General features: G+C 69.9%; 22 protein-coding genes. 17 read left to right on the forward strand and 5 right to left on the reverse strand.

Annotated elements, in window-relative coordinates; all coding sequences use genetic code 11:
* Positions 1 to 10 precede the first annotated feature (10 nt).
* The 10 genes from xerD (at position 11) to AC1KAT_RS09040 (ending at position 10717) form a co-directional block, all read left to right on the forward strand.
* A complete protein-coding gene (xerD, locus tag AC1KAT_RS08995) occupies positions 11 to 934 on the forward strand; it encodes a site-specific tyrosine recombinase XerD (RefSeq protein WP_480324960.1) in 924 nt (307 codons plus the stop codon).
* 71 nt (positions 935 to 1005) lie between these two features.
* Positions 1006 to 2586 carry a pseudouridine synthase gene (locus tag AC1KAT_RS09000; protein ID WP_480324962.1) on the forward strand — a complete coding sequence of 527 codons (1581 nt, stop codon included), beginning with the start codon at positions 1006 to 1008 and terminating at the stop codon, positions 2584 to 2586.
* Between the two features lie 333 nt (positions 2587 to 2919).
* Positions 2920 to 4053: an ABC transporter substrate-binding protein gene (locus AC1KAT_RS09005; RefSeq protein WP_480324964.1), complete on the forward strand. Its 1134-nt coding sequence runs from the start codon at positions 2920 to 2922 to the stop codon at positions 4051 to 4053.
* Between the two features lie 102 nt (positions 4054 to 4155).
* Complete coding sequence (locus AC1KAT_RS09010; protein WP_480324966.1) at positions 4156 to 4851, forward strand: 4'-phosphopantetheinyl transferase family protein; 696 nt, start codon at positions 4156 to 4158, stop codon at positions 4849 to 4851.
* Entirely contained in the window at positions 4844 to 5767 is a 924-nt protein-coding gene (gene miaA, locus AC1KAT_RS09015) for a tRNA (adenosine(37)-N6)-dimethylallyltransferase MiaA (protein WP_480324968.1), read from the forward strand. The genes AC1KAT_RS09010 and miaA overlap by 8 nt, the downstream gene beginning before the upstream one ends.
* Positions 5764 to 6429: an ABC transporter ATP-binding protein gene (locus AC1KAT_RS09020; RefSeq protein WP_480324970.1), complete on the forward strand. Its 666-nt coding sequence runs from the start codon at positions 5764 to 5766 to the stop codon at positions 6427 to 6429. The genes miaA and AC1KAT_RS09020 overlap by 4 nt, the downstream gene beginning before the upstream one ends.
* A gap of 21 nt (positions 6430 to 6450) precedes the next feature.
* Complete coding sequence (locus AC1KAT_RS09025; protein ID WP_480324973.1) at positions 6451 to 8961, forward strand: FtsX-like permease family protein; 2511 nt, start codon at positions 6451 to 6453, stop codon at positions 8959 to 8961.
* Between the two features lie 11 nt (positions 8962 to 8972).
* A complete protein-coding gene (locus AC1KAT_RS09030) occupies positions 8973 to 9569 on the forward strand; it encodes an HD domain-containing protein (RefSeq protein ID WP_480324975.1) in 597 nt (198 codons plus the stop codon).
* A 16-nt stretch (positions 9570 to 9585) separates the two neighbouring features.
* Positions 9586 to 10140 carry an exonuclease gene (locus AC1KAT_RS09035; protein ID WP_480324977.1) on the forward strand — a complete coding sequence of 185 codons (555 nt, stop codon included), beginning with the start codon at positions 9586 to 9588 and terminating at the stop codon, positions 10138 to 10140.
* Positions 10141 to 10156: 16 nt separating this feature from the next.
* Complete coding sequence (locus AC1KAT_RS09040) at positions 10157 to 10717, forward strand: DUF1415 domain-containing protein (RefSeq protein ID WP_480324979.1); 561 nt, start codon at positions 10157 to 10159, stop codon at positions 10715 to 10717.
* Positions 10718 to 10729: 12 nt separating this feature from the next.
* Here AC1KAT_RS09040 and AC1KAT_RS09045 read toward each other — a convergent pair whose 3' ends face one another.
* Positions 10730 to 11608, reverse strand: coding sequence for a hypothetical protein (locus AC1KAT_RS09045; protein WP_480324981.1), 879 nt, complete (start codon positions 11606 to 11608; stop codon positions 10730 to 10732).
* 219 nt (positions 11609 to 11827) lie between these two features.
* Between AC1KAT_RS09045 and AC1KAT_RS09050 the strand changes: the two genes are divergently transcribed.
* Positions 11828 to 13696, forward strand: coding sequence for an ATP-binding protein (locus AC1KAT_RS09050; RefSeq protein WP_480324983.1), 1869 nt, complete (start codon positions 11828 to 11830; stop codon positions 13694 to 13696).
* Here the strand turns inward: AC1KAT_RS09050 and AC1KAT_RS09055 are convergent.
* Positions 13669 to 14460: an N-acyl amino acid synthase FeeM domain-containing protein gene (locus AC1KAT_RS09055; protein WP_480324985.1), complete on the reverse strand. Its 792-nt coding sequence runs from the start codon at positions 14458 to 14460 to the stop codon at positions 13669 to 13671. The two genes, AC1KAT_RS09050 and AC1KAT_RS09055, sit on opposite strands and share 28 nt — an antisense overlap.
* Before the next feature lie 225 nt (positions 14461 to 14685).
* Between AC1KAT_RS09055 and AC1KAT_RS09060 the strand changes: the two genes are divergently transcribed.
* The 6 genes from AC1KAT_RS09060 to AC1KAT_RS09085 all read left to right on the forward strand — a co-directional run bounded on the left by AC1KAT_RS09060 (position 14686) and on the right by AC1KAT_RS09085 (position 18525).
* Positions 14686 to 15714, forward strand: coding sequence for an extracellular catalytic domain type 1 short-chain-length polyhydroxyalkanoate depolymerase (locus AC1KAT_RS09060; RefSeq protein ID WP_480324987.1), 1029 nt, complete (start codon positions 14686 to 14688; stop codon positions 15712 to 15714).
* 93 nt (positions 15715 to 15807) lie between these two features.
* Entirely contained in the window at positions 15808 to 16164 is a 357-nt protein-coding gene (locus AC1KAT_RS09065) for a DUF1304 domain-containing protein (RefSeq protein ID WP_480324989.1), read from the forward strand.
* Positions 16165 to 16323: 159 nt separating this feature from the next.
* A complete protein-coding gene (locus tag AC1KAT_RS09070) occupies positions 16324 to 16761 on the forward strand; it encodes a DUF805 domain-containing protein (RefSeq protein ID WP_480324991.1) in 438 nt (145 codons plus the stop codon).
* Positions 16762 to 16854: 93 nt separating this feature from the next.
* Complete coding sequence (locus AC1KAT_RS09075) at positions 16855 to 17304, forward strand: GFA family protein (protein ID WP_480324992.1); 450 nt, start codon at positions 16855 to 16857, stop codon at positions 17302 to 17304.
* A 59-nt stretch (positions 17305 to 17363) separates the two neighbouring features.
* Positions 17364 to 17792, forward strand: coding sequence for a hypothetical protein (locus AC1KAT_RS09080; RefSeq protein ID WP_480324994.1), 429 nt, complete (start codon positions 17364 to 17366; stop codon positions 17790 to 17792).
* A gap of 115 nt (positions 17793 to 17907) precedes the next feature.
* Positions 17908 to 18525, forward strand: a complete 618-nt coding sequence (locus tag AC1KAT_RS09085; protein ID WP_480324996.1) for a DUF1294 domain-containing protein — start codon at positions 17908 to 17910, stop codon at positions 18523 to 18525.
* 24 nt (positions 18526 to 18549) lie between these two features.
* On the opposite strand, the gene AC1KAT_RS09090 is transcribed toward AC1KAT_RS09085, so the two are convergent.
* The 3 genes from AC1KAT_RS09090 to AC1KAT_RS09100 all read right to left on the reverse strand — a co-directional run bounded on the left by AC1KAT_RS09090 (position 18550) and on the right by AC1KAT_RS09100 (position 23148).
* The gene (locus AC1KAT_RS09090; RefSeq protein ID WP_480324998.1) at positions 18550 to 18780 is read right to left on the reverse strand and encodes a DUF167 domain-containing protein; all 231 of its coding nucleotides are present in this window, start codon (positions 18778 to 18780) and stop codon (positions 18550 to 18552) included.
* 2 nt (positions 18781 to 18782) lie between these two features.
* Positions 18783 to 20054, reverse strand: coding sequence for an HD-GYP domain-containing protein (locus tag AC1KAT_RS09095; protein ID WP_480325000.1), 1272 nt, complete (start codon positions 20052 to 20054; stop codon positions 18783 to 18785).
* A gap of 154 nt (positions 20055 to 20208) precedes the next feature.
* Complete coding sequence (locus AC1KAT_RS09100; RefSeq protein ID WP_480325003.1) at positions 20209 to 23148, reverse strand: DEAD/DEAH box helicase; 2940 nt, start codon at positions 23146 to 23148, stop codon at positions 20209 to 20211.
* Positions 23149 to 23152: the final 4 nt, after the last annotated feature.

Consider the following 23152-nt stretch of genomic DNA (forward strand, 5'->3'; position numbering starts at 1 on the left):
ATCGCGCGCCATGACCGTGCCGGACGCGCCCTCACCCCCGCCCCCTCCCGAGAGCCAGGCCGCGATCGACCGCTTCATCGACGCGCTGTGGATCGAAGACGGCCTCTCGGCCAACACCCTCGCCGCCTACCGGCGCGACCTCACGCTCTACGCCCAGTGGCTGGCCCGCGAGGCCGGCAAGGCCTTGAACGACACCCGCGAGGTGGACCTGCGCGGCTACGCCGTGGCCCAGGTGGCGAGCAAGGCCACCAGCGCCAACCGCCGCTTGACGGTCTTCAAGCGCTACTTCCGCTGGGCCTTGCGCGAGCGCCTGCTCGACGCCGACCCCACGCTCAAGCTCTTGAGCGCCAAGCAGCCGGTGCGCGTGCCCAAGGTGCTGAGCGAGGCCCAGGTCGAAGCCCTGCTCGGTGCGCCCGAGGTCGATACGCCCCTCGGCCTGCGCGACCGCACCATGCTCGAACTGATGTACGCGAGCGGCCTGCGCGTGAGCGAACTGGTCACGCTCAAGACCGTGCACCTCGGGCTCGACGAAGCCGCCCTGCGCGTCACTGGCAAAGGCGCGCGCGAACGGCTGCTGCCCTTCGGCGAAGAAGCGCACGCCTGGCTTCGGCGCTACTTGGCCGAAGCGCGGGCGGCCATCCTCGCGGGGCAGGTCAGCGACGCGCTCTTCGTCACGGCACGCGGCGGGCCGATGACGCGACAGATGTTCTGGCAGCTCGTCAAGAAATACGCGCTGCGGGCCGGCGTGCACGTGCCGCTGTCGCCGCACACGCTGCGCCACGCCTTCGCCACGCACCTGCTCAATCACGGTGCCGACCTGCGCGCGGTGCAGATGTTGCTGGGGCATGCCGACATCTCCACCACCACCATCTACACCCACGTGGCGCGCGAGCGGCTGAAGTCGCTGCACCAACAGCACCACCCACGTGGCTGAAATCGGCCCGGCGCGCCTGGGGCCCGTGTTCCAATCGCGCCTTTCGTCAGACCCGGTAAGACCGCTTTCCCATGGCCACGCTGAAACTCAAGAAACCCGCCGCCAAGACCGCCGCCGGCCCGCGCAAGGCGCCCGCACGCGGCGCGGGGGGCAGCGTCAAGAAAAAGCGCCCCACGCTGGCCGAGGCCCAGGCCGAACGCGCCGAGCGCGAAGCGCAATACCAGGCCGGCCTGCGTGACCGCCAAGGGCGCGGGCGCGACGAGCCCCCGCGCTTCGACCCGCAGCGCCCGCCGCGCCGCGATGAAGACCCCCGTCGCGGTCGCCCGGCCGATGCGGGCGCGCCCCGGCCTGACCCACGCGGCCCCCGCGACACGCGCGGCGCCCAAGACCCGCGCGGCCGGGGCCCATACCCACAAGACCGGCAAGACCCACGCGGCCGGCCGCCGCAGCGCGACGATGACCGCCGCCCGCCGCGCCGTCCCGACGCTGAAGGCGCACCGCGGCCGCGCCGTCCCGCCACCGGCCCGAACAGCGCGTTCGGCCAGGGCGGCTTTGGCCAAGGCAACAGCGCCTTCGACCGCCGCCCGCCTGCCGGCCCCCGGCCCGACGAGCGCCAGCGCCCGCCGCGTGACGCCGAGCGCTACGACAACCGCCCGCCGCGCCGCGACGACTCACGTCCGCCCGCCCCGCGCGGCAACCCCCGAGGGCCCGCAGACGCCTTCGACCCCCGCCCCCGCAACGACCGCAGCGGCGGCGGCGCCTTCGACCGACCGCCCCACCAACCCGGTCGAGGCCCGGCCCGCCCGCCCCTGCCGCCCGCACGCCCCGTGGGCCAGAACCGCCCCGCGCCACGCCGCCGCGACGACGACGACGATGACGACGACTTCCAGGTCCACATCGACCAGCCCGGCAGCCTGCGCCTGTCGAAGCGCATCGGCGAACTCGGCCTGGCCTCGCGCCGCGAAGCCGACGACTGGATCGCCAAGGGCTGGGTGCGTGTCGATGGCAAGGTGGTGAAAGAACTCGGCTCGCGCGTCACGCCCGAGCAGCTCGTCACCATCGACGCGCTGGCCTACAAGGCGCAGTCGATGCTGGTCACCGTGCTGCTCAACAAGCCCGTGGGCTACGTCAGCGGCCAGGCCGAAGACGGCTACGAGCCGGCGATCGTGCTCGTCACCCCGCAAAACCAGTGGCGGCAAGACCGCTCGGGCATCCGCTTCCTGCCGCACCACACGCGCAAGCTCGCGCCGGCCGGCCGGCTCGACATCGACTCGGTCGGCCTGCTCGTGCTGACGCAAGACGGTCGCATCGCCAAGCAGCTGATCGGGCAAGACAGCGAGGTCGAGAAGGAGTACCTCGTGCGCGTCGAGCTGGTCGAAGGCGAGCGCCTGAGCGACGAAGGCCTGGCCCTGCTCAACCACGGCCTCGAACTCGACGGCGAGCCGCTGCTGCCGGCGCAGGTCGAATGGGTCAACGAAGACCAGCTGCGCTTCGTGCTGCGCGAAGGCAAGAAGCGCCAGATCCGCCGCATGTGCGAAGCCGTCGGCCTGAAGGTGACCGGCCTCAAGCGCGTGCGCATCGGCAACGTGATGCTGGGCGACCTGCCGCCCGGGCAGTGGCGCTACCTGCGCGGCGACGAAAAATTTGGTTGAGGCCCCGGGGCGGCGCGCGTCCACTGCCGACGCCGCCGCCAGCTCCGCCCGCCGGGGCGCACACCTCCATCCCCACACAGTTCGTCACAAGCTCCGTTGCTTTGCTGCACCGCAGCAGCAAATCTGCTGCCGCTTGTCGGCAAATTGTTTCGCTGCGTAACGCGTGCTCAAGTTCACGCGGGCGTCGGACGAAGACCGAGCACGCACCGGCCACCCCAGCAAAAAGGCGGTGCAGGCGAGGCATCAACCCACGACTGCCCATGGGCCCCTTGGCTCACGGCAACAGACCCGGGCGGCGTGGCACCGACGAACAGAGGGAATGGAGTGATCGAGATGAAACGCAGAACCCTGGTACTTGGCGGCCCCGCACTGGTCGCCGGTGGCGCGATCGCGGGCTTTCCGGGCCTGGCGCTGGCCCAGCCCAACACCATCAAGTTCGGTCAGTCGGCTTCGCTGACAGGCCCGCTCGGTGAAATCGGCCGCGACATCCGCGACGGCATCCAGGCCGCCTTCGAGGCCGCCAACAAGGCCGAGCCGCGCGGCCCGCGCTTCGAACTGGTGACGCTCGACGACGCCAGCTCGAAAGACCGCTGCGTCGCCAACGTGCGCTCGCTGCTCGCCCAGGGCGTGACCTCGATGGTCGGCCTGACGCAGGCGGCCGGGGCCGAGGCTTCGCTCAGCCTGATCGAACAGAACCAATCGGCCCTGCTGGGTGCCGCCAGCGGCACCATGGGCCTGCGCGCAGACGGGCTCAGCTCGGTCTTCCACGTGCGCGCCGGCTACGACCTCGAGTTCGAGCGCATGGTCGGCTACGTGCGCCAGTTCAACATGAAGCGCGTGGGCGTGGTCTACATGCAAGACACCACGCCCGCCAACCTGGCGACGATGAACAAGGCGCTGGCTGCGGCCGGTGTGACGCCGACCGAGTCGATCGCCATCGACGGCAACGCCGCCACCTTCGAGCCGGTCGCGGCCAAGCTGCTGGCCGCGCAGCTCGATTCGGTGCTGTTCATGGCGCATGCGACGCCGGCCGCCGCGATCATCGACCACATGAACGAAGAGAAATTCCCGGGCCTGGTGTACGCCTCATCGATGTCGGGCCAGAGCCTCATCAACACGCTGATGGCCAAGAAGCACAAGGCCGTGGTGAGCGTGGTCGTGCCGCGCCCGACCTCGGTGGCACTGAGCGTGGTGACGCGTTGCCAGCAAGACCTGGCCGCGCTGCGCCCCGACCTGAAGCTGGGCGTCACGACGCTCGAGGGCTACATCATCGGCCGCACCGCCATCGACGCGTCGCGCACGGCCATGAAGAGCGGCCCACTGAGCCGCCCGCGCCTGAAAGACACGCTGGTCAGCCTGCGCAGCGACTTCGGAGGCTACAAAGTGCAGTTCGCACCGGGCAACAACACCGGTTCGCGCTTCGTCGAACTGGTGGCGCTTGATCGCCACGGTCGCATGGTGGCCTGAGCAGCAGCGCCCGGGGCAACCGGGCTTCGCGGGACAATGACAAGGGCACGGGCGACAGCTTGTGCCCTTTTGCTTTGCATCCCCGCCCGGCCCTGCCTGCCCATGCCCATGCCAGCGTTCGAATCCGCCTTCGAAGAGATCGCCGCCCCCGCCCCGTATCGCCTGTGGCAAGTCGCCCTCGGCGAACTGCCGCCGCCCGAGGCGCTGGCCACGCTGTCACCGGCCGAGCACGCACGCGCACGGCGCTTCGTGTTCGAGCCGCACCGCCAGCGCTACCTCGCGGGCCATGTGGCGCTGCGGCAGATCCTCGCGTCGTTGATGGGCCTCGCGCCCGCAGCGCTGGCCTTCGACACCGGCCCGCAGGGCAAGCCCACGCTGGCCACGGGCGGCTGCAGCTTCAACTTCAGCGACAGCGGCGACGTGGCGCTGGTGGCGACCGCACCGCACGGCGAGATCGGCGTGGACGTGGAAGTGCCGCGGCGCGTGAGCGATGCGCTCGCGCTGGCCGAACGCTTCTTCGCGCCGAGCGAACACCGCGCGGTGATGGACGCGTCACCGGCCGACCGCGACGCGGTCTTCCTGCGCTGCTGGACGCGCAAGGAGGCCTGCCTCAAGGCCATCGGCAGCGGCCTGTCGATCGGCCCCGAGACCTTCGAGGCCGGCACCACCGCCGAACCGCTGGACGCCAGCATCGACACGCCCACCGGGCGCGCCGTGGTGCGGGTCGAAACGGTGGCGACCGACGACGGCCTGAGCGTCGCCGTGGCGCGCGTGCTGACCACCGGCCGCCATGACTGAACCCGTCCTGTGCCTGGCGGGGCCCACCGCCTCGGGCAAGACGGCGGCGGCGCTGGCCATTGCGGACGCCCTGCCCGTCGAGATCATCAGCGTCGATTCGGCCCTGGTGTACCGGGGCATGGACATCGGCACCGCCAAGCCCAGCGCCGCCGAGCGCGCCCAGGCGCCGCACCACCTGATCGACACCATCGAGCCCACGCAGGCCTACTCGGCGGCGCAGTTCGTGGCCGACGCCCAGCGACTCATCGGCGAGATCCGCGCACGCGGCCGGCTGCCGCTGTTGGTGGGCGGCACCATGCTGTACTTCAAGGCGCTGTTCGACGGCATCGACGAGATGCCCGCGTCCGACCCGCAGGTGCGCGCCGCGCTCGACGCCGAAGCCACTGAGCGCGGCTGGCCTGCGATGCACGCCGAGCTGGCGCGCGTGGACCCGCTCACCGCCGCACGCCTGCACGCCACCGATTCGCAGCGCATCCAGCGCGCGCTCGAAGTGCACCGCATCAGCGGGCAGCCGCTGTCGTCGTTTCACCGCGTGAAGGCCGAGCCGGTGGACCGCCCGCCGCTGATCTCGCTCGAACCGACCGAGCGCGCCTGGCTGCACGCGCGCATTGCGCAGCGCTTTCAACACATGCTCGACGCAGGTTTCGTGGACGAGGTGCGGGCCCTGCGCGCGCGCGGCGACCTGCACCCCGAGCTGCCGTCGATGCGCTGCGTGGGCTACCGTCAGGCCTGGGAAGCGCTCGACGCCGGCGACCTGTCGCCGCTGGCCGAACGCGGCATCGCGGCCACGCGCCAGCTCGCCAAGCGGCAGATCACCTGGCTGCGCAGCATGCCCTGGCGCGAGGTGGTCGCGTGCGACGAGCCCGGCGCCACGGCCCGCGTGGTGGCCCTGGCCCGTCAGCACCTCAGGCCATGAGCGACGCGCTGCTCGACGTCCGAGGCCTGCGCAAACGCCACGGCGAGGTGGCCGTGTTCGAAGGCGTGACGCTCGCAGTGCCGCCGGGCGAGTTCGTCGCCATCGTCGGTGAGTCGGGCGTGGGCAAATCGACGCTGCTCAACTGCATCGCCGGGCTCGACACGGCCGACGGCGGCTCGGTGCACATCGCCGGCACCGATCTCGGCACGCTCGGCGAAGCGGCCCTCGCGCACTTCAGGCGCGACACGCTGGGCTTCGTCTTCCAGGCCTTTCACGTGCTGCCGCACCTGAGCGTGGCGCACAACGTCGCACTGCCGCTCTTGCTGCAAGGCCAGCGCGACCGCGCCGCCACCGAGGCGCGCGTGCAGGCGGCGCTCGATGCGGTCGGCCTCGCCGGCCTGGGCCCGCGCCTGCCGCAAACGCTGTCGGGCGGACAACTGCAGCGCGTGGCGATCGCCCGCGCGCTGGTGCACCGGCCGAAGCTGATCCTCGCCGACGAGCCCACCGGCAACCTCGACCCGAGCACCGCCGAGCGCGTGATGGACGTGCTGGTGGCGCAGGTGCGTGGGCACGGCGCGGCCTGCGTGCTCGTCACCCATTCGCAGCACGCGGCCGCGCGCGCCGACCGGGTGCTGACGCTCACGCCGCAGGGCATGGCTTGACGCGCTGAGCGTCGTTCGACCATGGGCGCGCTGCTGCAGCAACTGTCGTGGCCCGAGTTTCGCCACCACCCGTGGCGGCACCTCGCGGCACTGCTCGCCATCGCGCTCGGCGTGGCGCTCGCGTTCGCAGTGCAGCTCATCAACCAGTCGGCCTTGAGCGAATTCAGCTCGGCCGTGCGTGCCGTCAACGGCCAGCCCGACTTCGAACTGCGCGCCCAACGCGGCGGCTTCGACGAGGCGCTCTACGAACGCGTGGCCACGCACCCGCGCGTGGCCGCCGCGAGCCCGGTGGTCGAGATCGACACCGTGGCCTTCGACGCACGAGGCTCGCGCCTGCCGCTGCGCGTGCTGGGGGTGGACGCACTGGTGCTCGGCGGCCTGTGGCCCGGCCTCGCGCCCCGGCCGCAGGCCGAGGCGGGGCGGCTCGCGCCGCTCGACCCCGACGTGGTGTTTTTGAATGCCGAGGCACGGCGGCTCATTGGCGACGCGCCGCGCCTGCGCGTGCAGGGCCCCAACGGCCCGGTCGAGCTGCAGGTGGCGGGCAGCGTCGCCGCGGCCGGCCCGCCGCTCGCGGTGATCGACATCGCCGGCGCGCAGGCGCACTTCGGCTGGCTGGGTCGCCTGAGCCGCATCGACCTGCGCCTGGTGGCCGGCACCGATGCCACGGCCTTGTGGCGCGAGCTGCGCTTGCCCGACGGCGTGCGCGCCATCGCACCGGGCGACGCGGCGCAGCGGGTGTCGAACCTCTCGCGCGCCTACCGCGTGAACCTCACCGTGCTGGCGCTGGTGGCCTTGTTCACGGGTGCGTTTCTGGTGTTTTCGATCTTGTCGCTGTCGGTCGCGCAGCGCCAGCCGCAGTTCGCCTTGCTGGGGGTGATGGGCTTGAGCGCGAACGAGCGCCTGCGCTGGGTGCTGACCGAGTCGGCGGTGCTCGGCGTGCTGGGCAGCGCGGCGGGGTTGGCGCTGGGCGCTGCACTCGCGGCGACGGCGTTGAAGCTGCTGGCCGGCGACCTGGGCGGCGGCTACTTTCCCGGCGTGACGCCCGAGCTGCAGTTCGATGCGGTCACGACCACGGTCTACGGCGTGCTCGGCGTCGGTGCGGCCTTGGTGGGGGGCTGGTTGCCGGCCCGCGCGGCGCAGCGGCTGGCCCCGGCGATGGCGCTGAAGGGCTTGTCGGTCGGCGAGGCGCCGGGCCGCGCGTGGTGGGGCCCGGTGCTGCTGGTGCTGTCGCTCGGGCTCGCGCTGCTGCCGCCGATTGCCGGCTTGCCGCTTGCGGCCTATGCCTCGGTGGCCTGCCTGCTGCTGGGCGGCATTGCCTGCGTGCCGGCCGGTGTGGGCCTGCTGCTGCGCGCCATCGCCCCGCCCGCGCAGCCGCTCGCGCTGCTGGCGGTCGAGCGGGCGCGCCAGCAACGCCACACGGCCACCATCGCGGTGGCGGGCGTGGTGGCGAGCCTGAGCCTGTCGGTGGCGCTCACGGTGATGGTGGCGAGCTTTCGAGACTCGGTCACGCAATGGCTCGACGTGGTGCTGCCGGCCGACCTGTACCTGCGTGCCAGCGGCAGCAGCGGTGCCGGTGACGTGCTGGCGCTGCCGCCAGGGCTGGTCGAGCAGGCGGCCACGCTGCCGGGCGTGACACGCGTCGAAGGCCAGCGCGTCACGCAGGTGCAGATCGACCCGGCGCAACCAGCGCTCGCGCTGATCGCGCGGCCCTTGCCCGACCCGGCCGCAGCCCTGCCGTTGGTGGGCGAGCTGTTGCCGCTACCGGCGGGCGACACGCAAGCCTTCGTGAGCGAAGCGGTGCTCAGCCTCTATGGCACCGCGCCCGGCCGGCACCTCGACCTGCCGCTGCCCAACGGCCGCACGGCGCGTGTGTTCGTGCAAGGCGTGTGGCGCGACTACGCACGCCAGCACGGCGCCGTCTTGCTTCGCGCCGACGACTACCAGCGCCTGAGCGGCGACACGCGCATCAACGAGCTCGCGCTGTGGCTCGCCGAAGGCGCTTCGGTGGCACAGGTGCAGGGTGGTCTGCGGCAGTTGGCGGTCGATGCGGGCTGGAACGCCTCGCTGATCGACTTCGCCTCGCCGGCCGAACTGCGGGCGCTGTCGCTGCGCATCTTCGACCGCAGCTTCGCCGTCACCTACTGGCTGCAGGCGGTGGCGATCGCCATCGGCCTGTTCGGCATTGCGGCCAGCTTCTCGGCCCAGGTGCTGGCGCGCCGCAAAGAGTTCGGCCTGCTCGCGCACCTGGGCCTCACGCGCGCGCAGGTGCTGCGTGTGGTGGCCGCCGAGGGCGCGGTGTGGACGGGTTGCGGCGCCCTGCTCGGCCTGCTGCTGGGCGTGGCCGTGAGCGTGGTGCTGGTGAAGGTGGTCAACCCGCAGAGCTTTCACTGGACCATGGACCTGCTATTGCCGTGGGGCCGGCTCGCCGCACTCACGGCCGCCGTGGTGGCCTGCGGCACGCTCACCGCGTGGTTCGCCGCGCGGCAGGCCGCGAGCCGCCAGATGGCCCTGGCAGTGAAAGAAGACTGGTAGCCTGCGCCGCCATGCCGATAGCTGCTGCATCCCCCCTGCCCGAACTGCCCCCGGCACTGCTCGACCGCCTGCGCGCACGCCACTGCGAGCCGCAGCGCCACTACCACCTGCAGGCCCACATCGACGCGCTGCTGCGCTGGCTCGACCTGCACCGCGCGCTCGCCCGAGAGCCGCGCCTCATCGAGGCCGCGATCTGGTTTCACGACTGCGTGTACGACCCGAAGCGCGACGACAACGAAGCACAGTCGGCCGAGGTCGCACGCACCGAGCTTGCCGCGCTCGGGTGGCCGGCCGAAGCCATCGACCGCGTCAGCTTCCTCGTGATGGCCACGCAAAGGCACGACGCACCAGCCGACGACGCGGACGCCTGGCTCTTCCTCGACCTCGACCTGTCGGTGCTGGGCCAGCCCTGGCCGGTGTACGACGCCTACCGCCAGGCCATCCGCCAGGAATTCAGCCACGTGCTCGGCCCCCTGTACCGCATCGGCCGCCGCCGCGTGTTGCAGCGTTTCACCGAGCGGCCATTCATCTACCGCACCCCTGCCCTTCGCACCGACTGGGAGGCGCAGGCCCGCGAAAACCTGCAACGCGAGATCAGCGAGCTTTGACGCGACCCGATTCCCCATGAACGAGATTTACCTGAGCACCGACGTCGAGACCGACGGCCCCATTCCCGGCCCGCATTCGATGCTGAGCTTCGGCTCGGCCGCGTACACGGCCGACAAGCAACTCGTCTCGACCTTCTCGGCCAACCTGCACACGCTCGACGGAGCGACGGCGCACCCCGCCACGGCGGCCTGGTGGGCGACGCAGCCCGAAGCCTGGGCCGCCTGCCGCACCGACCTCGAAGCCCCCGACGCGGCCATGCGCCGCTACGTGGACTGGATCAAGACGCTCAAGGGCAAGCCCGTCTTCGTCGCTTACCCCGCCGGCTTCGACTTCCTGTTTGTCTACTGGTACCTGATGCGCTTTGTGGGAGAGAGCCCCTTCAGCCATTCGGCGCTCGACATGAAGACCTACGCGATGGCGCTGCTCAAGACCGGCTACCGCGACAGCACCAAGCGCAACATGCCCAAGCAGTGGTTCGACAAGTTGCCTCACACCCACGTCGCGTTGGACGACGCCATCGAACAGGGCGCGCTGTTCTGCAACATGCTGCAGGCCAACCTGCAACGCTGACACCACGAACCTGCGCATGAACGCCACGCCCTCGACCGCCCTCGACGACACCCGCGCCTGGGTCGAACACGCCGTGATCGGCCTCAACCTGTGCCCCTTCGCGCGCGGCGTGCAGGTCAAGGGCCAGGTGCGCTACGTGCTGAGCGAAGCCACCGACACCGACGCCCTGCTGGCCGACCTGTGCCGCGAACTGCTGGCGCTGGTCGATGCCGACCCCACCGAGGTGGACACGACCCTGCTCGTGCACCCGCAGGTGCTGAACGACTTCGACGACTACAACGACTTCCTCGACGTGGCCGATGCCGCGCTCGCGTCGCTGGGGCTCGACGGCACGCTGCAGATCGCGAGCTTTCACCCCGACTACCGCTTCGCCGGCAGCGATGCAGGCGACCTCGACAACGCCACCAACCAGTCGCCCCACCCCACGCTGCACCTGCTGCGCGAAGCCAGCATCGACCGCGCGGTCGAGGCCTTCCCCGAGGCCGAAGACATCTACGAGCGCAACATCGAGACGCTTGAGAAGCTGGGGGCCGAGGGCTGGGCGGCACTAAAGGCACGGTGGACCCTCAAGCCCTGAGGCTCGGGCTGTTCAGGACTTCGCGCCTTCGAACAGCCGGTCGATGTCTTTGACGACGAAGCGGCATTCGGCCGCGACCCACAGGTGCACGAGCGTGATGACGAGCGCCAGCGCCAGGTGCTTCAGCGCGAAGTCCAAATCGCCCACATGGAACGGGCTGTGGTTGACCAGCTTGGCGTAGAGCGGGATGTGGCCGATGACGGTGGCGGCCGCGATGGAAGCGAACGGCAGCCACATCACCAGCGACCGCAAGCGGCGCGCGAGCACGTCTTCTCGGTGCGCCTCGGACGAGATCAGGAACACGGTCGAAATCTGCGCCAGGCGCTTCGCCTCGGGACGGTCGTGGCTGAGCAGCGAACCCAGCGACACCTTCACGCCGCGCAGGTTCATCCACACGCCGACCACGAACACCAGAGACATCACGGCCATCACGTTGACGAAGTCGTTGGCCGGCACCTCGATGCCCAGCAGCGGGATGCGCCGCACCGCCAGCTTCGCGTCCTTGAGGGTGTTTTCGGTCAGGGTCTTCGCATACGCGCGTTCTGAATAGGCCAGCAGCAGCGCGTCGTCGTCCATCTTCCGGATCTGGTTCCACTCGGATTCGGGCAGCGTCGGCGGGGTGCACGGGGGGGGCTGCGGGGCGGGGGCCGATGCTGCAGTGGCAGCGTGGCGCTGCTTGGCCACGACCTCCATGCAATTCAGAGCCTCGATGGCATGGGTCCGAATGCGGGCCGCTTGCAGCGTGCTCAGTTGTCGGGCCTGGTACCCGAACTGCTCCAGGTACACGTGCAGCACGATCAGCACGGAGATCAGCGACGCCGTGGCCATCATCCAGCGCATCCGTCCCATGGACGCCTTGAAGATGTCCAGTTCCTCCTTGACCACATCCATGCGAAGCCCCTTGATCGCGCCGGCCGCTGCGATGGGCCATCCCGGCTCACGGCGTCATTGCGGCGAGTCTTGCGGTCTGGTTCCGGCTCGGCATCCCTAATCTGAATGAGGTTCGCACGTGCGCTGGGGCGCCCCACCCGTCGCGCAAACCGCGAAAAGCCTGGCCGCACCATCCTTGGGCGGTGTACCGTACGGCCCAGCCAACGGATCGATCGGTCCATGCACCCCGCCACCGCCCCCGCTGACGCGTCTGCCACCGAGCCAGACGTGCACAGCCGCGTGCGCATCCAGCAGACGACCATGCTGTTCGAGCAGACCAGCTGGGGCTCGGTGGTGGCCACGGTGTTCGCGCTGGCGCTCGCATTCCACCTGCAGGGCACGGTGCCGAGCGGCGCCCTCACCGCCTGGGTGGCGATCAAGCTGGTCGCCGTCGCGCCGCGCTTCGTGCTCGGGGCGATGTACCGGCGCCGCCGCGACGATGGCGCCCGCTGGCTCACCCGGTTCAAGACCTTGCTGTTCATTGACGGCGTGAGCTGGGGCCTGGCCGGCGTGCTGCTGGTGCCGGGCGCCGATGTCGCCACCACCACCGTGATCGTCGCCACGCTGGCGGGTGTGTCGGCCGTGGGCTCGTTCGTGCTGCACGTGCATTGGCTGGCCTGCGTGGCCTACGTGGCGCCGATGCTCGCGCCAGTGGGGCTGGGCCTGCTGTTGCGCGGCGACAGCTTCGGCCTCTACGGTGGCCTCACCGCCCTGGCCTTCCTGGCGCTGCTGCTGCGCGCCACGCGCCGGTCGGAGCACCATGTCGAAGAAATGCTTCGCCTGCGGTTCCAGAACGAGCGCATGACGCACGAACTGAGCGCTGCCCTCGCGCTGGCGCAGCAGGAAAACCGCGCCAAGAACGAGTTCGTCGCCAACATGAGCCACGAACTGCGCACGCCCCTGCACGGCATCCTGGGCATGTCGGACATGCTGCTGACCCGCGGCACGCCCAGCGACCCCACACGCGACGCGGGGCTGGCCGTCATCCACCGCTGCGGCGAACACCTGCTGGCGCTGATCAACAACATCCTCGAGTTCTCACGCTTTGGCGCACGCGGCATCGAGCTTCAGCCCGAGCGCACCGCCATCGGCCAGTTGATCGAAGAGGCGGTGCAGATGTGCCAGCCGAGCGCGGTCGCCAAGGGCCTGACGCTCACCAGCCACATCGACCTGCCTTCGCCCTGCGTCGCCAGCATCGACCCCTTCCGGCTGCGCCAGGTGCTGCTCAACCTGCTGGGCAACGCCGTGAAATTCACCGACCACGGCCACGTGCACCTGCGGGCGCGGTTGATCGGCGACGGCCCCACGCTGCGCGTGCGGGTCGAAGACACCGGCGTGGGCATCGCCGCCGGCGCGGGCGACAGCATCTTCAAGCCCTTCGTGCAGGCGGACTCGTCGAGCAGCCGGCGCTTTGGCGGCACGGGCCTTGGGCTCAGCATCACACGCGACTTGTGCCGTGCGATGGGCGGCGACGTCACCTACACCAGCGCGCTGGCTCAGGGCTCGACCTTCGAGGTCTGCCTGCCCCTGCCCGAGTTCGAGGCCGCGCAGTCACCCGCCCCATCGCACGAGGACGGCGCCGACGCCATCGAGGCGCCGCTGCAAGGCACGGTGCTGCTGGCCGAAGACAACGAGGTCAACGCCATCGTGGCCGACCACACATTGCGCCGCTTCGGCCTGGAGGTCGAACGTGCCGTGACCGGGGTGGAGGTCGTGCAGCGCGTGTGCCAGCCGCACGACCGCCCCGACCTCGTGCTGCTCGACTGCCAGATGCCCGAGATGGACGGCTTCGAAGCCGCGCGCCAGGTGCGCGCCTACGAGGCCCGCCACGGGTTGCCGCGCCTGCCCTTGATCGCGCTGACGGCGAACGTCTTTCCCGAAGACCGGCAGCAATGCCAGAGCGCGGGCATGGACGACCTGGTCGCCAAGCCCTTCGCGCCCGAGCAGTTGCGCGAGATGCTGGCACGGCACCTCGCCGCGTCGCCGGCCCGGGACGGGCGGGTGCCCGCCGAGGCCTCCGTTCACGCCGCGAGCGCCAGCCCGCGCTGAGCCGCGCGGCCTTCGGGCGGCCGCAGCTTCGACACGCTGGCCTGCACGGCCGCGAAGACCTGAATGTCGGGGTGGAAGGTGCGAAACACGAAGGCGTGCACCGCTGGGTTGCGCGCGCGTGAATCGCTCTCGCCGGTCACGGTGTCGAGAAACAGCACGCGGTGCGGAAGGCCGCCCGCATGCTGCAGGGGCACCATGCGCTCGTCGCCGTAGAGATCGTTGAACCCGAGGGCGTCGTACGAGCGCAGCAGCGAACGGCGCGAACCCGCAATCACGCCGCCGATCTGCATCGCCATGCAGTAGAGGTAGCTCGCCTTCACCAGCGCCAGGCGCACCGGCGGCACGTAACCGGGGCGCACCGCCAGGCGCGTGATCTCGGCCAGCACCTGGCCTTCGCGCTCAGCCGGCAGCGCGATGCTGTGCTCGATCTGCAAGGGCTGGCTGAGGTTGGTCTGCACGCGGGCCGAACCCACGACCTCGCCGGTGGCCTTGTCTTCGGCGATGAAGATGAGCGTGTCGGGTGCGTGGTCCATCGGGTCGGCGGCGCCGAAGCGTTCGGTCAATTGCGGCAGGTGGTGGCCATAGGCGGCCGCGCGCAGGGCCTGTACGCGCAAGAGGTCGATTTCGTCGGTCACCACGCGCACCGTGAAGGGCAGTTCCGCCGCGACCGGGCCACGGCGCGGCGCGGCCTTCGGTGCCGGTGGGCAAGCGTGAAGCACGGGGACGAAAGCGGCATCGGTCGGCACGGGGCGCAGGGTCTGCATGGCGGGGGCATTCGAGAGTTGGCACATGCCTTGCCAAATCGGCCGATACCGGCGCAGCTTGCGCTTCTTTCGGTGAGCAAAGACGCGAAGGCGCTACCTCACGTATCCGCGCGCAAGACAAGGGGGTGTTCGAGGGTCGCTTCGACGCATCGCACATCTTGAGAAGCCCCACCGAACGGCCGTTCCAGGTCGCTGGGCTAAGGTGGCTGCGCCAAGCCGACATCCATGAGCCGACGACGACACACCTCCCCCTGGGCACGCGCGCTGACGCAGTCGCTGAACGCCTGGACGCGATCTGGCCTGCGCCTGGGCCAGCAGACCGCGCGCACCGCCGTCGATGCCACGGCGAAGGCTGCCACCCGCGCGCTGCGCGAAGCCCGCGAGCCGCCGCCGGGCGATGGTGACTGGATCGCCGGCCTTGCCCTCGGACCGACCGGCATGCGGCGCTACCGGCTGTTTCGCCCGCCGGGGCTGCAGGCCTTCGAGCGCGTGCCGCTGCTGGTGATGCTGCACGGCTGCCAGCAAGACGCGAAGGGCTTCGCACTGTCCACCCGCATCAACCGGCTGGCCACGCGCGAGCGCTTTCTCGTGCTCTTCGTCGAACAAGACCGCCACGCCAACGTGCAGGGCTGCTGGAACTGGTTCGACACCCGCTCGGGCCGCGCGCATGGCGAAGCCGCGCTCGTGATGTCGGCCATCGACCAGGTGCTGCTGCTCTACCCGGGCGACCGCCAGCGCGTGGCCATCGCGGGCCTCTCGGCCGGGGCGAGCATGGCCGCGCTGGTGGCCGCGCGTTACCCGACGCGCTTTCGCGCGGTGGTGATGCACTCGGGCGTGCCGCCGGGCACGGCGCATTCATCGGCCTCGGCCTTCGGTGCCATGCATGGCCTGCGCGGTACCCACGCCCTGCCCGCCACACCAGGACAGGCATGGCCGCCGCTGATGGTGATCCACGGCACGCACGACCGCGTGGTGTCGCCGGCCAACGCAATGGCCGCCGTCGAGGCCTGGGCGCAGGCCGCCGGGGCCCGCGCGGGCCTGCCGCGCCGGGTGCAGCGCGGCCAGCGCCACGCGGTCACACGCACCGACTACAAGCACCGGGGCCGCACGGTGGCCAGCCTGTGCGAGATCGACTCCCTCGGCCACGCCTGGAGCGGTGGCGCCGCGCGCCAGCCCTTCAGCGACGCGCAAGGCCCCGATGCCTCGCGGCTGCTGTGGGCCTTCGTGTCGCGCCAGTTCGAACTGCCCGCCTGAGCGGCCGCGCCCAGCGCCGCGCGCATCGCCGATACTGGCCCGCGCCGCGCGGGTCTACCGCGCACGGCACCTTCCCCTCGCATGGAGCTTCGCATGACGATCGCACGCGTTCTGGTGGCGCTGGTCGCGCTCATCCACCTGTACATCCTGGTGCTCGAGATGTTTTTGTGGACCACGCCCAAGGGCCGCCGCATCTTCGGTACCACGCCCGAATTCGCCGAAGCCTCGAAAACGCTCGCGGCCAACCAGGGCCTTTACAACGGCTTTCTTGCGGCCGGCCTGGCCTGGGGCGTGGCGCTCGGGGCCGACGGCCTGGCGGTGCAGACCTTCTTTCTCGCCTGCGTGGTGGTGGCCGGCGTGTACGGTGCGCTGACGACCTCGCGCAAGATTCTTTTCGTGCAGGCGCTGCCCGGCGCGGTGGCCCTGGCGGCGGTGTGGCTCACGCGCTGAAGGCCGTGTCCGCGCGGTCGGCGAAACATTTGGTGATGGAAAAGCTGGGGTCTTCCCCCCAGAAGTACGCATGGTGAATGGGCACTTTTCGCCCATACTGCCGCGCGGTTCGCGGGCGTCTTGCCCCGGCCGGACAAGAGACCAACCACCGAGGGAACCATGAACGACATCAGCAACCGTTACCAGCCCCCCAGCGCCGCCGTCGGCCTTGCACCCGCCAGCGGCGGTGTGGCCACCCCGCTCACCTGGAAAGAGATTTACTTCAGCTTCAGCGGCCGCGTGCCCCGCAAGACGTTCTGGATGTGGGGCGTGCTCGGCATGATCGGCGCCATGTTCGTGCTCGGCATCGTTGCCGCCATCCTGGGCAAGATCAACGAAGTGCTGACCTGGGTCGTGATCGGCCCGGCCTACATCGCCTTCATCTGGGCCAGCCTGGCCATCAGCGTCAAGCGCTGGCACGACCGCAACAAGTCGGGCTGGTGGGTGCTGATCGGCCTCGTCCCCGTCATCGGCGGCATCTGGCAGCTGGTTGAAAACGGCTTCCTGCGCGGCACGGTCGGCGACAACGACTACGGCCCCGACCCCACCGAAGCCTGATCGGCCCACGGCCTTCACGACGGGGCGGCCCGGCTCACGCCGGGCCGCCCCGTTTTCATTTCGCGCCACGCGCTGCAGCGCTACATTGCGCCGATGAACACCGACACCACCCCCACCTCCGTCACCACCGGCAGCTGCCTGTGCGGGGCCGTCCGCTTTCACATCGAAGGCGCGCTCGCGCCGATCCAGGTGTGCCATTGCGTGCAGTGCCGCAAGGCGCAAGGCGGCCCGTTCGCCACCAACATCCCGGTGGCCCGCTCGGCGCTGCACTTCGAACGCGGCGAAGCCCTGCTGAAGGCCTATGAGTCGTCGCCCGGCAAACGCCGCCACTTCTGCATCCACTGCGGCTCGCCACTTTTCAGCGAACGCGACTGCGACCCCACGGTGCTGCGCATCCGGGCCGGGCTGCTCGACGGCCCCTTGCACGTGAAGCCGGCCTTCCACGCCTTCGTGGCCTCGAAAGCCGACTGGTGGCCGATCGACGACGGGCTGCCGCAATACGAGGGCTTCGCGCCAGTGCCACCACCGGCCACGCCCCGCTGACTCGCCGCGACGAGCCCGCACCATCTATGCGCGCGCATCGGCTCGCCTTCTCGCTTCTGGTGGCTGGCTCGCTCGTCGCCTGCTCCGAAGCGCGCAACAGCACCGGCACCATCAGCCAGCGCATCGGCGCAATCGTTCACACCCCCGGCGCAACCGAGGTCGATCTCGGCCAGCTCACCACCTTCGGCTGGGACTATTTCTACGTTTTCAAGCCGGGCACGACGCGCGACGAGGTGTGCAAAGTCATTGGCGCCAAGCGCAACCAGTGCGGCCGCATCGTTCGCATCGAGCGCTCGCCAGACACCCACGCGTTCATGATCTTCGGCATCAACGGACAACTCACGCACGTTGAGTTGCATGCGGTAGAGAACGGCAAGTTCGACCTGAACTTCGCCGAGGGCTCACACCCACGCAGTGCATCCGTCTTCAAGATCACACGCAACGCGCGAGGCACGGACAAAGACGAAATCATCCTGGTGCCCAAGTGATGGGATCGAACGATGTGCTTCACCGGAACCACTGAAACACCCCTCGGCGGCCGGTGCGGCAGGCCCTGCCCATCGGTCACCCTCACATCACACCTCAAGGCTCGCAGGCCCTCACATGCGCTTCGACGGAAAGCTCAAGTCCTGGAACGATGACCGTGGCTTCGGATTCATCGAGCCGCACCAGGGTGGTCAAGACATCTTTGTCCACATCAAGGCTTTCCCGCCCGGGACCGGCCGGCCTTCGGTGGGCCTGCCTTTGTCGTTCGAAGTGCAAGTGGGCGAGCGGGGCAAGAAGCGCGCCGCAGCGGTGCAGTTCGTTCGCCCCGGCAAACGGGCTCACGCGTCGCGGCGCGAGTCGCCGGCCCCCTGGACGCTCGCACGGCTGCTGGCCTTGCCCGCGTTCTTCGCGGTTTGGGGGTACGTGGCGTGGCGGTGGCCGGTCAGCGCCTGGGTGGCTGCGGTCTACCTGGGCGCGAGCCTGATCACCTTCGTGGCCTATGCGCTCGACAAGTCGGCCGCGAGAAGCGGTCGCTGGCGCACGTCAGAAGCGACGCTGCATGGCCTGGGCCTCGCATGCGGCTGGCCCGGGGCCCTGCTGGCCCAGCAACTGTTGCGCCACAAGCTGGCCAAGCCGAGCTTCGTTGCGACCTACTGGATCACCGCCGTCGCCAATGTCGCAGGGTTCGTGGCGGTGCATTCGCCCGCGATGCGTCATTTGGCCTTGTGGGGCTGACGAGCGCGCGCAGCGGCGAAAAGCTCAGGCCCCGTCGTCCACCTCGACCCGCTTGAGCCGACCGCTCGTGCCGGTCTTGATGCGCACCTGCGCCTTGCGGCATCCGAAGTGCGCTGCCACCAGCGCGATCAGCTCTTCGTTGGCCTTGCCGTCGACCGGGGGCGACTTGAGTTGTGCGTGCCAGGTGCCGTCGTCGGTGCGTTCGAACGACTGTGCGCGTGCGTTGGGTTTCACCTTGACTTGCAGCACGGTCATCGTCAGCGGGGCTTGGTGTCGGCGTCGAAGTAGTAGGTGGTGCGCTTGCGCGGCGAGAGGTAATCGTAGGCGGCCTGCGGCAACTGGTTCGGGCGCATGGTGCGCGTGATGGTCACCTCGGGCTCGTCTTCGAGGTCCACGATGATCGCCGACTCTTTCGGGACCGCCGGGTCGTAGATCAGCACGGTGGGCTTGAGCGGGCGGCTGGAGTTGATCGACACCACGATGCCCAGCCCGCCGTTCGACAGCATGACGATGGTGCCCGGCGGGTACACGCCCATGCAGCGAACGAACACCGCCATCGCGTTCGGGTCGAACTGGTCGCGTTGCTGACCGTACATGGTGGACAAGGCCTCGTGCGGTGTGAGCGACTTCTGGAAGTCCACCGGGTTGCAGAGGTTGTCGAAGGTGTTGACCAGGCCGACGATCTTCGCCAGCAGCGAAATCTGCGGGCCCTGAAGACCGCGTGGGTAGCCCTTGCCGTCCATGCGTTCGTGGTGCTGCGCGATCACGACGGTGGCTTCGGGCGGCAGGTCGAGCCGGGCGGCGATGTCCAGGCCCTTGGCGCAATGCGTCTGCAAGAGGTTGGATTCGGCGCGCGACAGCGGCTCGGTCTTGTAGACCACGCGGTCGGGCAGTTCGACTTTGCCCACGTCGTGGAACATCGCGCCCAGCCCCATCAGGCGGATGGCCTGAGAAGGTGCCTTCAACTCGCGAGCCAGCATCATCGACAGCAACGCGACGTTGAGCGAGTGGTGGTAGATCTCTTCGCCGCCGACCTTGTCGGCCATCAGGTGGATGGCGATGTCGCTCTCGACCAGCATCGAGTCGGCAATGCCATCGATCAGCTCGGTGGCCATCGCACGCGTCTCGGCGGGCTTCGAGAACAGGTTCTGGTTCATCGACTTGATGCGCCGCGAAGCCGAGACCAGTTCGCGCTCGCAGGCCCCGAGCTTGGCGCGGTGCGCGTCCACGCGCTGCAGCCGCGCGCGCTTGGCCTGCGTGGCGGCGTCGGCTTCGAGGCGCACCGTCGCGGGCGCCTCGGCTGTGTCGTTTGCCTGCGCGGGCGCCAGGGGCGTGCAGTCGCTGCGCGCCGGCGACCAGCGCACCTGGCTCACGCCGAGCGCCTGGATGGTCGCAATCTGATCGAGGCTCTTGATCTTGAAGCTGGAAAACGTGAACGGGTGCTCCATCCACGACAGGTCCAGGTGCACATGCATGCCGATGCACAGCTGTGACACCGGCACAGTGCCGTCTTCGGTGGTCGCATTCATCGTCCGCTGCGCCGCCGAAGCGGCCCTCCATGCGCGGATCACCCGCGCGTCGTCACGGACTTCTTCGGCCGACCGCGCCAGGGCTTGAGCGAGCCCGCGCGAAAAATCACCGCTCGGCTTGATTCGGGTCAAGCCAAGCCGCCGGCCCGGGGGCTCAGGCTTCGATCACCTCGCCGCCGAGCGGCTTGAACAGCTCGTCGAAGTCTTGCGTGTTGAGGGCCGCATCGCTCGCCACGCCCGACAGCAACTGGTCGGCGAGGCCTGCCTTGCGGGCCTGCAGTTCGATCATCTTGTCTTCGACCGTGCCGCTGGCGATGAGCTTGTAGACGAACACGGGTTTGTCCTGGCCGATGCGGTAGGCGCGGTCGATGGCCTGCTGCTCGACGGCCGGGTTCCACCACGGGTCGTACAAGATCACCGTGTCGGCCGCCGTGAGGTTGAGGCCCACGCCGCCGGCCTTCAGGCTGATCAGGAAGAGCGGCACGTCGCCTTCCTGGAACTCTTTCACCAGGCCTGCGCGGTCGTTGCTCTCGCCGGTGAGCTTGAGGTACGGCAACTTGAGCTTGGCGAGCTCGACTTCGATCAGCGAGAGCATCTGCGTGAACTGCGAGAACAGCAGCACGCGGCGGCCGTCTTCGACCAGCGTGGGCAGCAAGTCGAGCAGCAGCTCCATCTTGGCTGAGGGCGCGGTCTTGCTGGGCGCGGCCTCTTCGTCGGTCTTCAGCAGTCGCGGGTCGCAGCAGACCTGCCGCAGCTTCAGCAGCGCGTCGAGCACCATGATCTGGCTGCGTGCGAGGCCCTGGCGGGCGATGGCTTCGCGCAGCTTGCCGTCCATCGTGGCACGCACGGTCTCGTACAGGTCGGCCTGCGTGCCGCCGAGTTCGACGCGCAGCAGCGTCTCGGTCTTCTCGGGCAGCTCGCGCGCGACCTGCTGCTTGGTGCGCCGCAAGATGAAGGGCCGCACGCGCCGCGCCAGGTGGCCGGCAACCAACTCGTCCTGCTTCTTTTCGATGGGGTTGCGGTAGTGCTCGCGGAACTGCGCCTCGCTGCCCAGGAGGCCGGGGCAGGTGAAGTCCATCAGGCTCCACAGCTCGCCGAGGTGGTTTTCGAGCGGCGTGCCGCTCAGGCACAGGCGGTGCCGCGCGCGCATGCCCTTCATAGCCACCGCGGCCTGGCTGCGCGCGTTCTTGATGCGCTGAGCTTCGTCGAGGATCAGGTAGTGCCAGTCTTGCGCGCCCAAGGTGCCCACGTCGCGCACGGCCAGCGGGTAGCTGGTGATGACGAGATCGGCCTTCGGGATCTGCTTGAAATGCTGCACGCGCTGCGGGCCGTGCAGCACCACCACGCGCAGGCCGGGAGCGAAGCGCTTGGCCTCGGCCTGCCAGTTGCCGATCAGGCTGGTGGGCACGACGACGAGGCTCGGCCGGTCCATGCGGCCGGCGTCGTGCTCGTTCTGCAGCAAGGTCAGCGTCTGCAGCGTCTTGCCCAGGCCCATGTCGTCGGCGAGCACGCCGCCCAGGCGCGAGCGGCGCAGAAAGTCCATCCACGCCAAGCCGTCGAGCTGGTAGTGGCGCAGCGTGGCCTGCACGTGCGGCGAAGGCTCGACGGGCGGCAAGCCCACGCCGCTTTCGAGGCGGCGCAGCTCCTCGAGCAGTTCGGTGAAGCTCGGCGGCGCGGCGATCTTGGCACCGACCGACAGCGCATCGAGCGTGCCCAGGTCGAAGCGCGACAGGCGCAGGCGCGCATCGCCCTCGGGCGACTTCTTGTCGCCGAGCTTGAACATGCTGCGCAGCCAGTCCATCAGCGGCGCCACGCGGGCGACCGGCAGGCGCAGCAAGCGCTGCTTGGGCATCACACCGGGCACCGGTGGCTCGTCGCCGGGCCAGGGCACCAGCACCTCGCGCTCGCGGCCGTCGCGCGAGGGGGCTTCGATGTCCTGCTTGAGCCAGCCGGTCTGCACCAGGCCGATCAAGAGCGGCACCAGGTCCACCGGCTTGCCTTCGACCGACACCTTCAGGCCCACGCTGAACCAGTCGCTGCCGGGGTCTTCTTCGACGCTCAAGTTCCACGCGTCGGGCGCGTGCATCTCGTACGGGAACTCGCGCGCCACCTCGATCAGCCAGCCGCGTGCCTCCAACTCGGGAAAGTGCGTCGCCAGCAGCTGCGGCCACTGGTCGCGGAATTGCGGCACCAGCACCAGCGGCGTGCCGTCGAGCGCGGCGGGCATCGCAGTCTGCGCGCCGGCCGCGGCCACGCGCGTGAGGCGGCTGTGGGCGAGGCCGGCCGACAGGCTCCAGGGCCGCATCGACAAGCCGGTGAACAACTCGCGCAGCGCCGTCACCTCGGCCTTGGCCTCGCGCTCGAAGCGCACGCCCAGGCGCTGGCCGGGGTGGTCGGGGTCGGCGATCTCGGCGTTGGCGACCGTCGCCGCGCCGATCGGAAAGTGGTACTCGACCGTCGCGTTGCCCGGCATCGGGTAGCGCAGCAGCACCTGCACCGCCGCCTGGCGCAGCGTGGTGCCGCGCGAGGCGGCCGAGCCGTAGCGGTGGTGCAGCAGGGCTTCCGAGGCCACGTCCACGCAGGTCGTCAGGCGCAGCACCGGCTGCAGCTTGAGCGCGCCGAGCTCGACCACCGCGCGCACCGGGCGCGAGGCGGCCACCGGCGCTGGCCCGGCCTTGGCCGACAGGTCGGACGGCAGCACCGCCGGCGACAGCGGCAAGCCGCGCTGGCGGCGGATCTGCTGGGCTTCGAAGGCCATCAGCGCAGCAGCGATGTGCTCGCACTTGGTGGCCTGCGGGCAGGTGCAGTGGCCATCGACCTTCAGGCCGAGCAGCCGGTCACGCACGAGCTGCACGCTCTGGGCGTAGGCGTGCACGCTGTTGCCCTGTAGGCGGGTGAAAAGCTTCGGCCCCTTGACCTGCATCGACAGCAACGCCTGCTCGGGGCGAAGCTCCATCGCCTTGCTGAGGGTGCGGTGGTCGAAGTGGTCTCCGAGGTCGAAGTCTTCGGGCAGGGCGAATTCGGTCATGTCGTGCAGGTCGTCGATGTGCGCCTCGGGCCGGCCGAAACGCGGGCGGGCTCGGGCGAAGGGCAAACGC

This window comes from Piscinibacter sp. PDB5-1 (assembly GCF_056676035.1).

What these genes read in the sequence shown, in the direction of transcription:
- AC1KAT_RS09040 (WP_480324979.1), top strand. Translation starts at nt 10,157, where the DNA reads ATGAACGCCACGCCCTCGACCGCCCTCGACGACACCCGCGCCTGGGTC.
- xerD (WP_480324960.1), top strand. Translation starts at nt 11, where the DNA reads ATGACCGTGCCGGACGCGCCCTCACCCCCGCCCCCTCCCGAGAGCCAG.
- AC1KAT_RS09090 (WP_480324998.1), bottom strand. Translation starts at nt 18,780, where the DNA reads ATGACCGTGCTGCAAGTCAAGGTGAAACCCAACGCACGCGCACAGTCG.
- AC1KAT_RS09000 (WP_480324962.1), top strand. Translation starts at nt 1,006, where the DNA reads ATGGCCACGCTGAAACTCAAGAAACCCGCCGCCAAGACCGCCGCCGGC.
- AC1KAT_RS09075 (WP_480324992.1), top strand. Translation starts at nt 16,855, where the DNA reads ATGAACACCGACACCACCCCCACCTCCGTCACCACCGGCAGCTGCCTG.
- AC1KAT_RS09030 (WP_480324975.1), top strand. Translation starts at nt 8,973, where the DNA reads ATGCCGATAGCTGCTGCATCCCCCCTGCCCGAACTGCCCCCGGCACTG.
- AC1KAT_RS09035 (WP_480324977.1), top strand. Translation starts at nt 9,586, where the DNA reads ATGAACGAGATTTACCTGAGCACCGACGTCGAGACCGACGGCCCCATT.
- AC1KAT_RS09060 (WP_480324987.1), top strand. Translation starts at nt 14,686, where the DNA reads ATGAGCCGACGACGACACACCTCCCCCTGGGCACGCGCGCTGACGCAG.
- AC1KAT_RS09070 (WP_480324991.1), top strand. Translation starts at nt 16,324, where the DNA reads ATGAACGACATCAGCAACCGTTACCAGCCCCCCAGCGCCGCCGTCGGC.
- AC1KAT_RS09050 (WP_480324983.1), top strand. Translation starts at nt 11,828, where the DNA reads ATGCACCCCGCCACCGCCCCCGCTGACGCGTCTGCCACCGAGCCAGAC.
- AC1KAT_RS09010 (WP_480324966.1), top strand. Translation starts at nt 4,156, where the DNA reads ATGCCCATGCCAGCGTTCGAATCCGCCTTCGAAGAGATCGCCGCCCCC.
- AC1KAT_RS09005 (WP_480324964.1), top strand. Translation starts at nt 2,920, where the DNA reads ATGAAACGCAGAACCCTGGTACTTGGCGGCCCCGCACTGGTCGCCGGT.
- AC1KAT_RS09045 (WP_480324981.1), bottom strand. Translation starts at nt 11,608, where the DNA reads ATGGATGTGGTCAAGGAGGAACTGGACATCTTCAAGGCGTCCATGGGA.
- miaA (WP_480324968.1), top strand. Translation starts at nt 4,844, where the DNA reads ATGACTGAACCCGTCCTGTGCCTGGCGGGGCCCACCGCCTCGGGCAAG.
- AC1KAT_RS09085 (WP_480324996.1), top strand. Translation starts at nt 17,908, where the DNA reads ATGCGCTTCGACGGAAAGCTCAAGTCCTGGAACGATGACCGTGGCTTC.
- AC1KAT_RS09055 (WP_480324985.1), bottom strand. Translation starts at nt 14,460, where the DNA reads ATGCAGACCCTGCGCCCCGTGCCGACCGATGCCGCTTTCGTCCCCGTG.
- AC1KAT_RS09025 (WP_480324973.1), top strand. Translation starts at nt 6,451, where the DNA reads ATGGGCGCGCTGCTGCAGCAACTGTCGTGGCCCGAGTTTCGCCACCAC.
- AC1KAT_RS09065 (WP_480324989.1), top strand. Translation starts at nt 15,808, where the DNA reads ATGACGATCGCACGCGTTCTGGTGGCGCTGGTCGCGCTCATCCACCTG.
- AC1KAT_RS09095 (WP_480325000.1), bottom strand. Translation starts at nt 20,054, where the DNA reads ATGAATGCGACCACCGAAGACGGCACTGTGCCGGTGTCACAGCTGTGC.
- AC1KAT_RS09020 (WP_480324970.1), top strand. Translation starts at nt 5,764, where the DNA reads ATGAGCGACGCGCTGCTCGACGTCCGAGGCCTGCGCAAACGCCACGGC.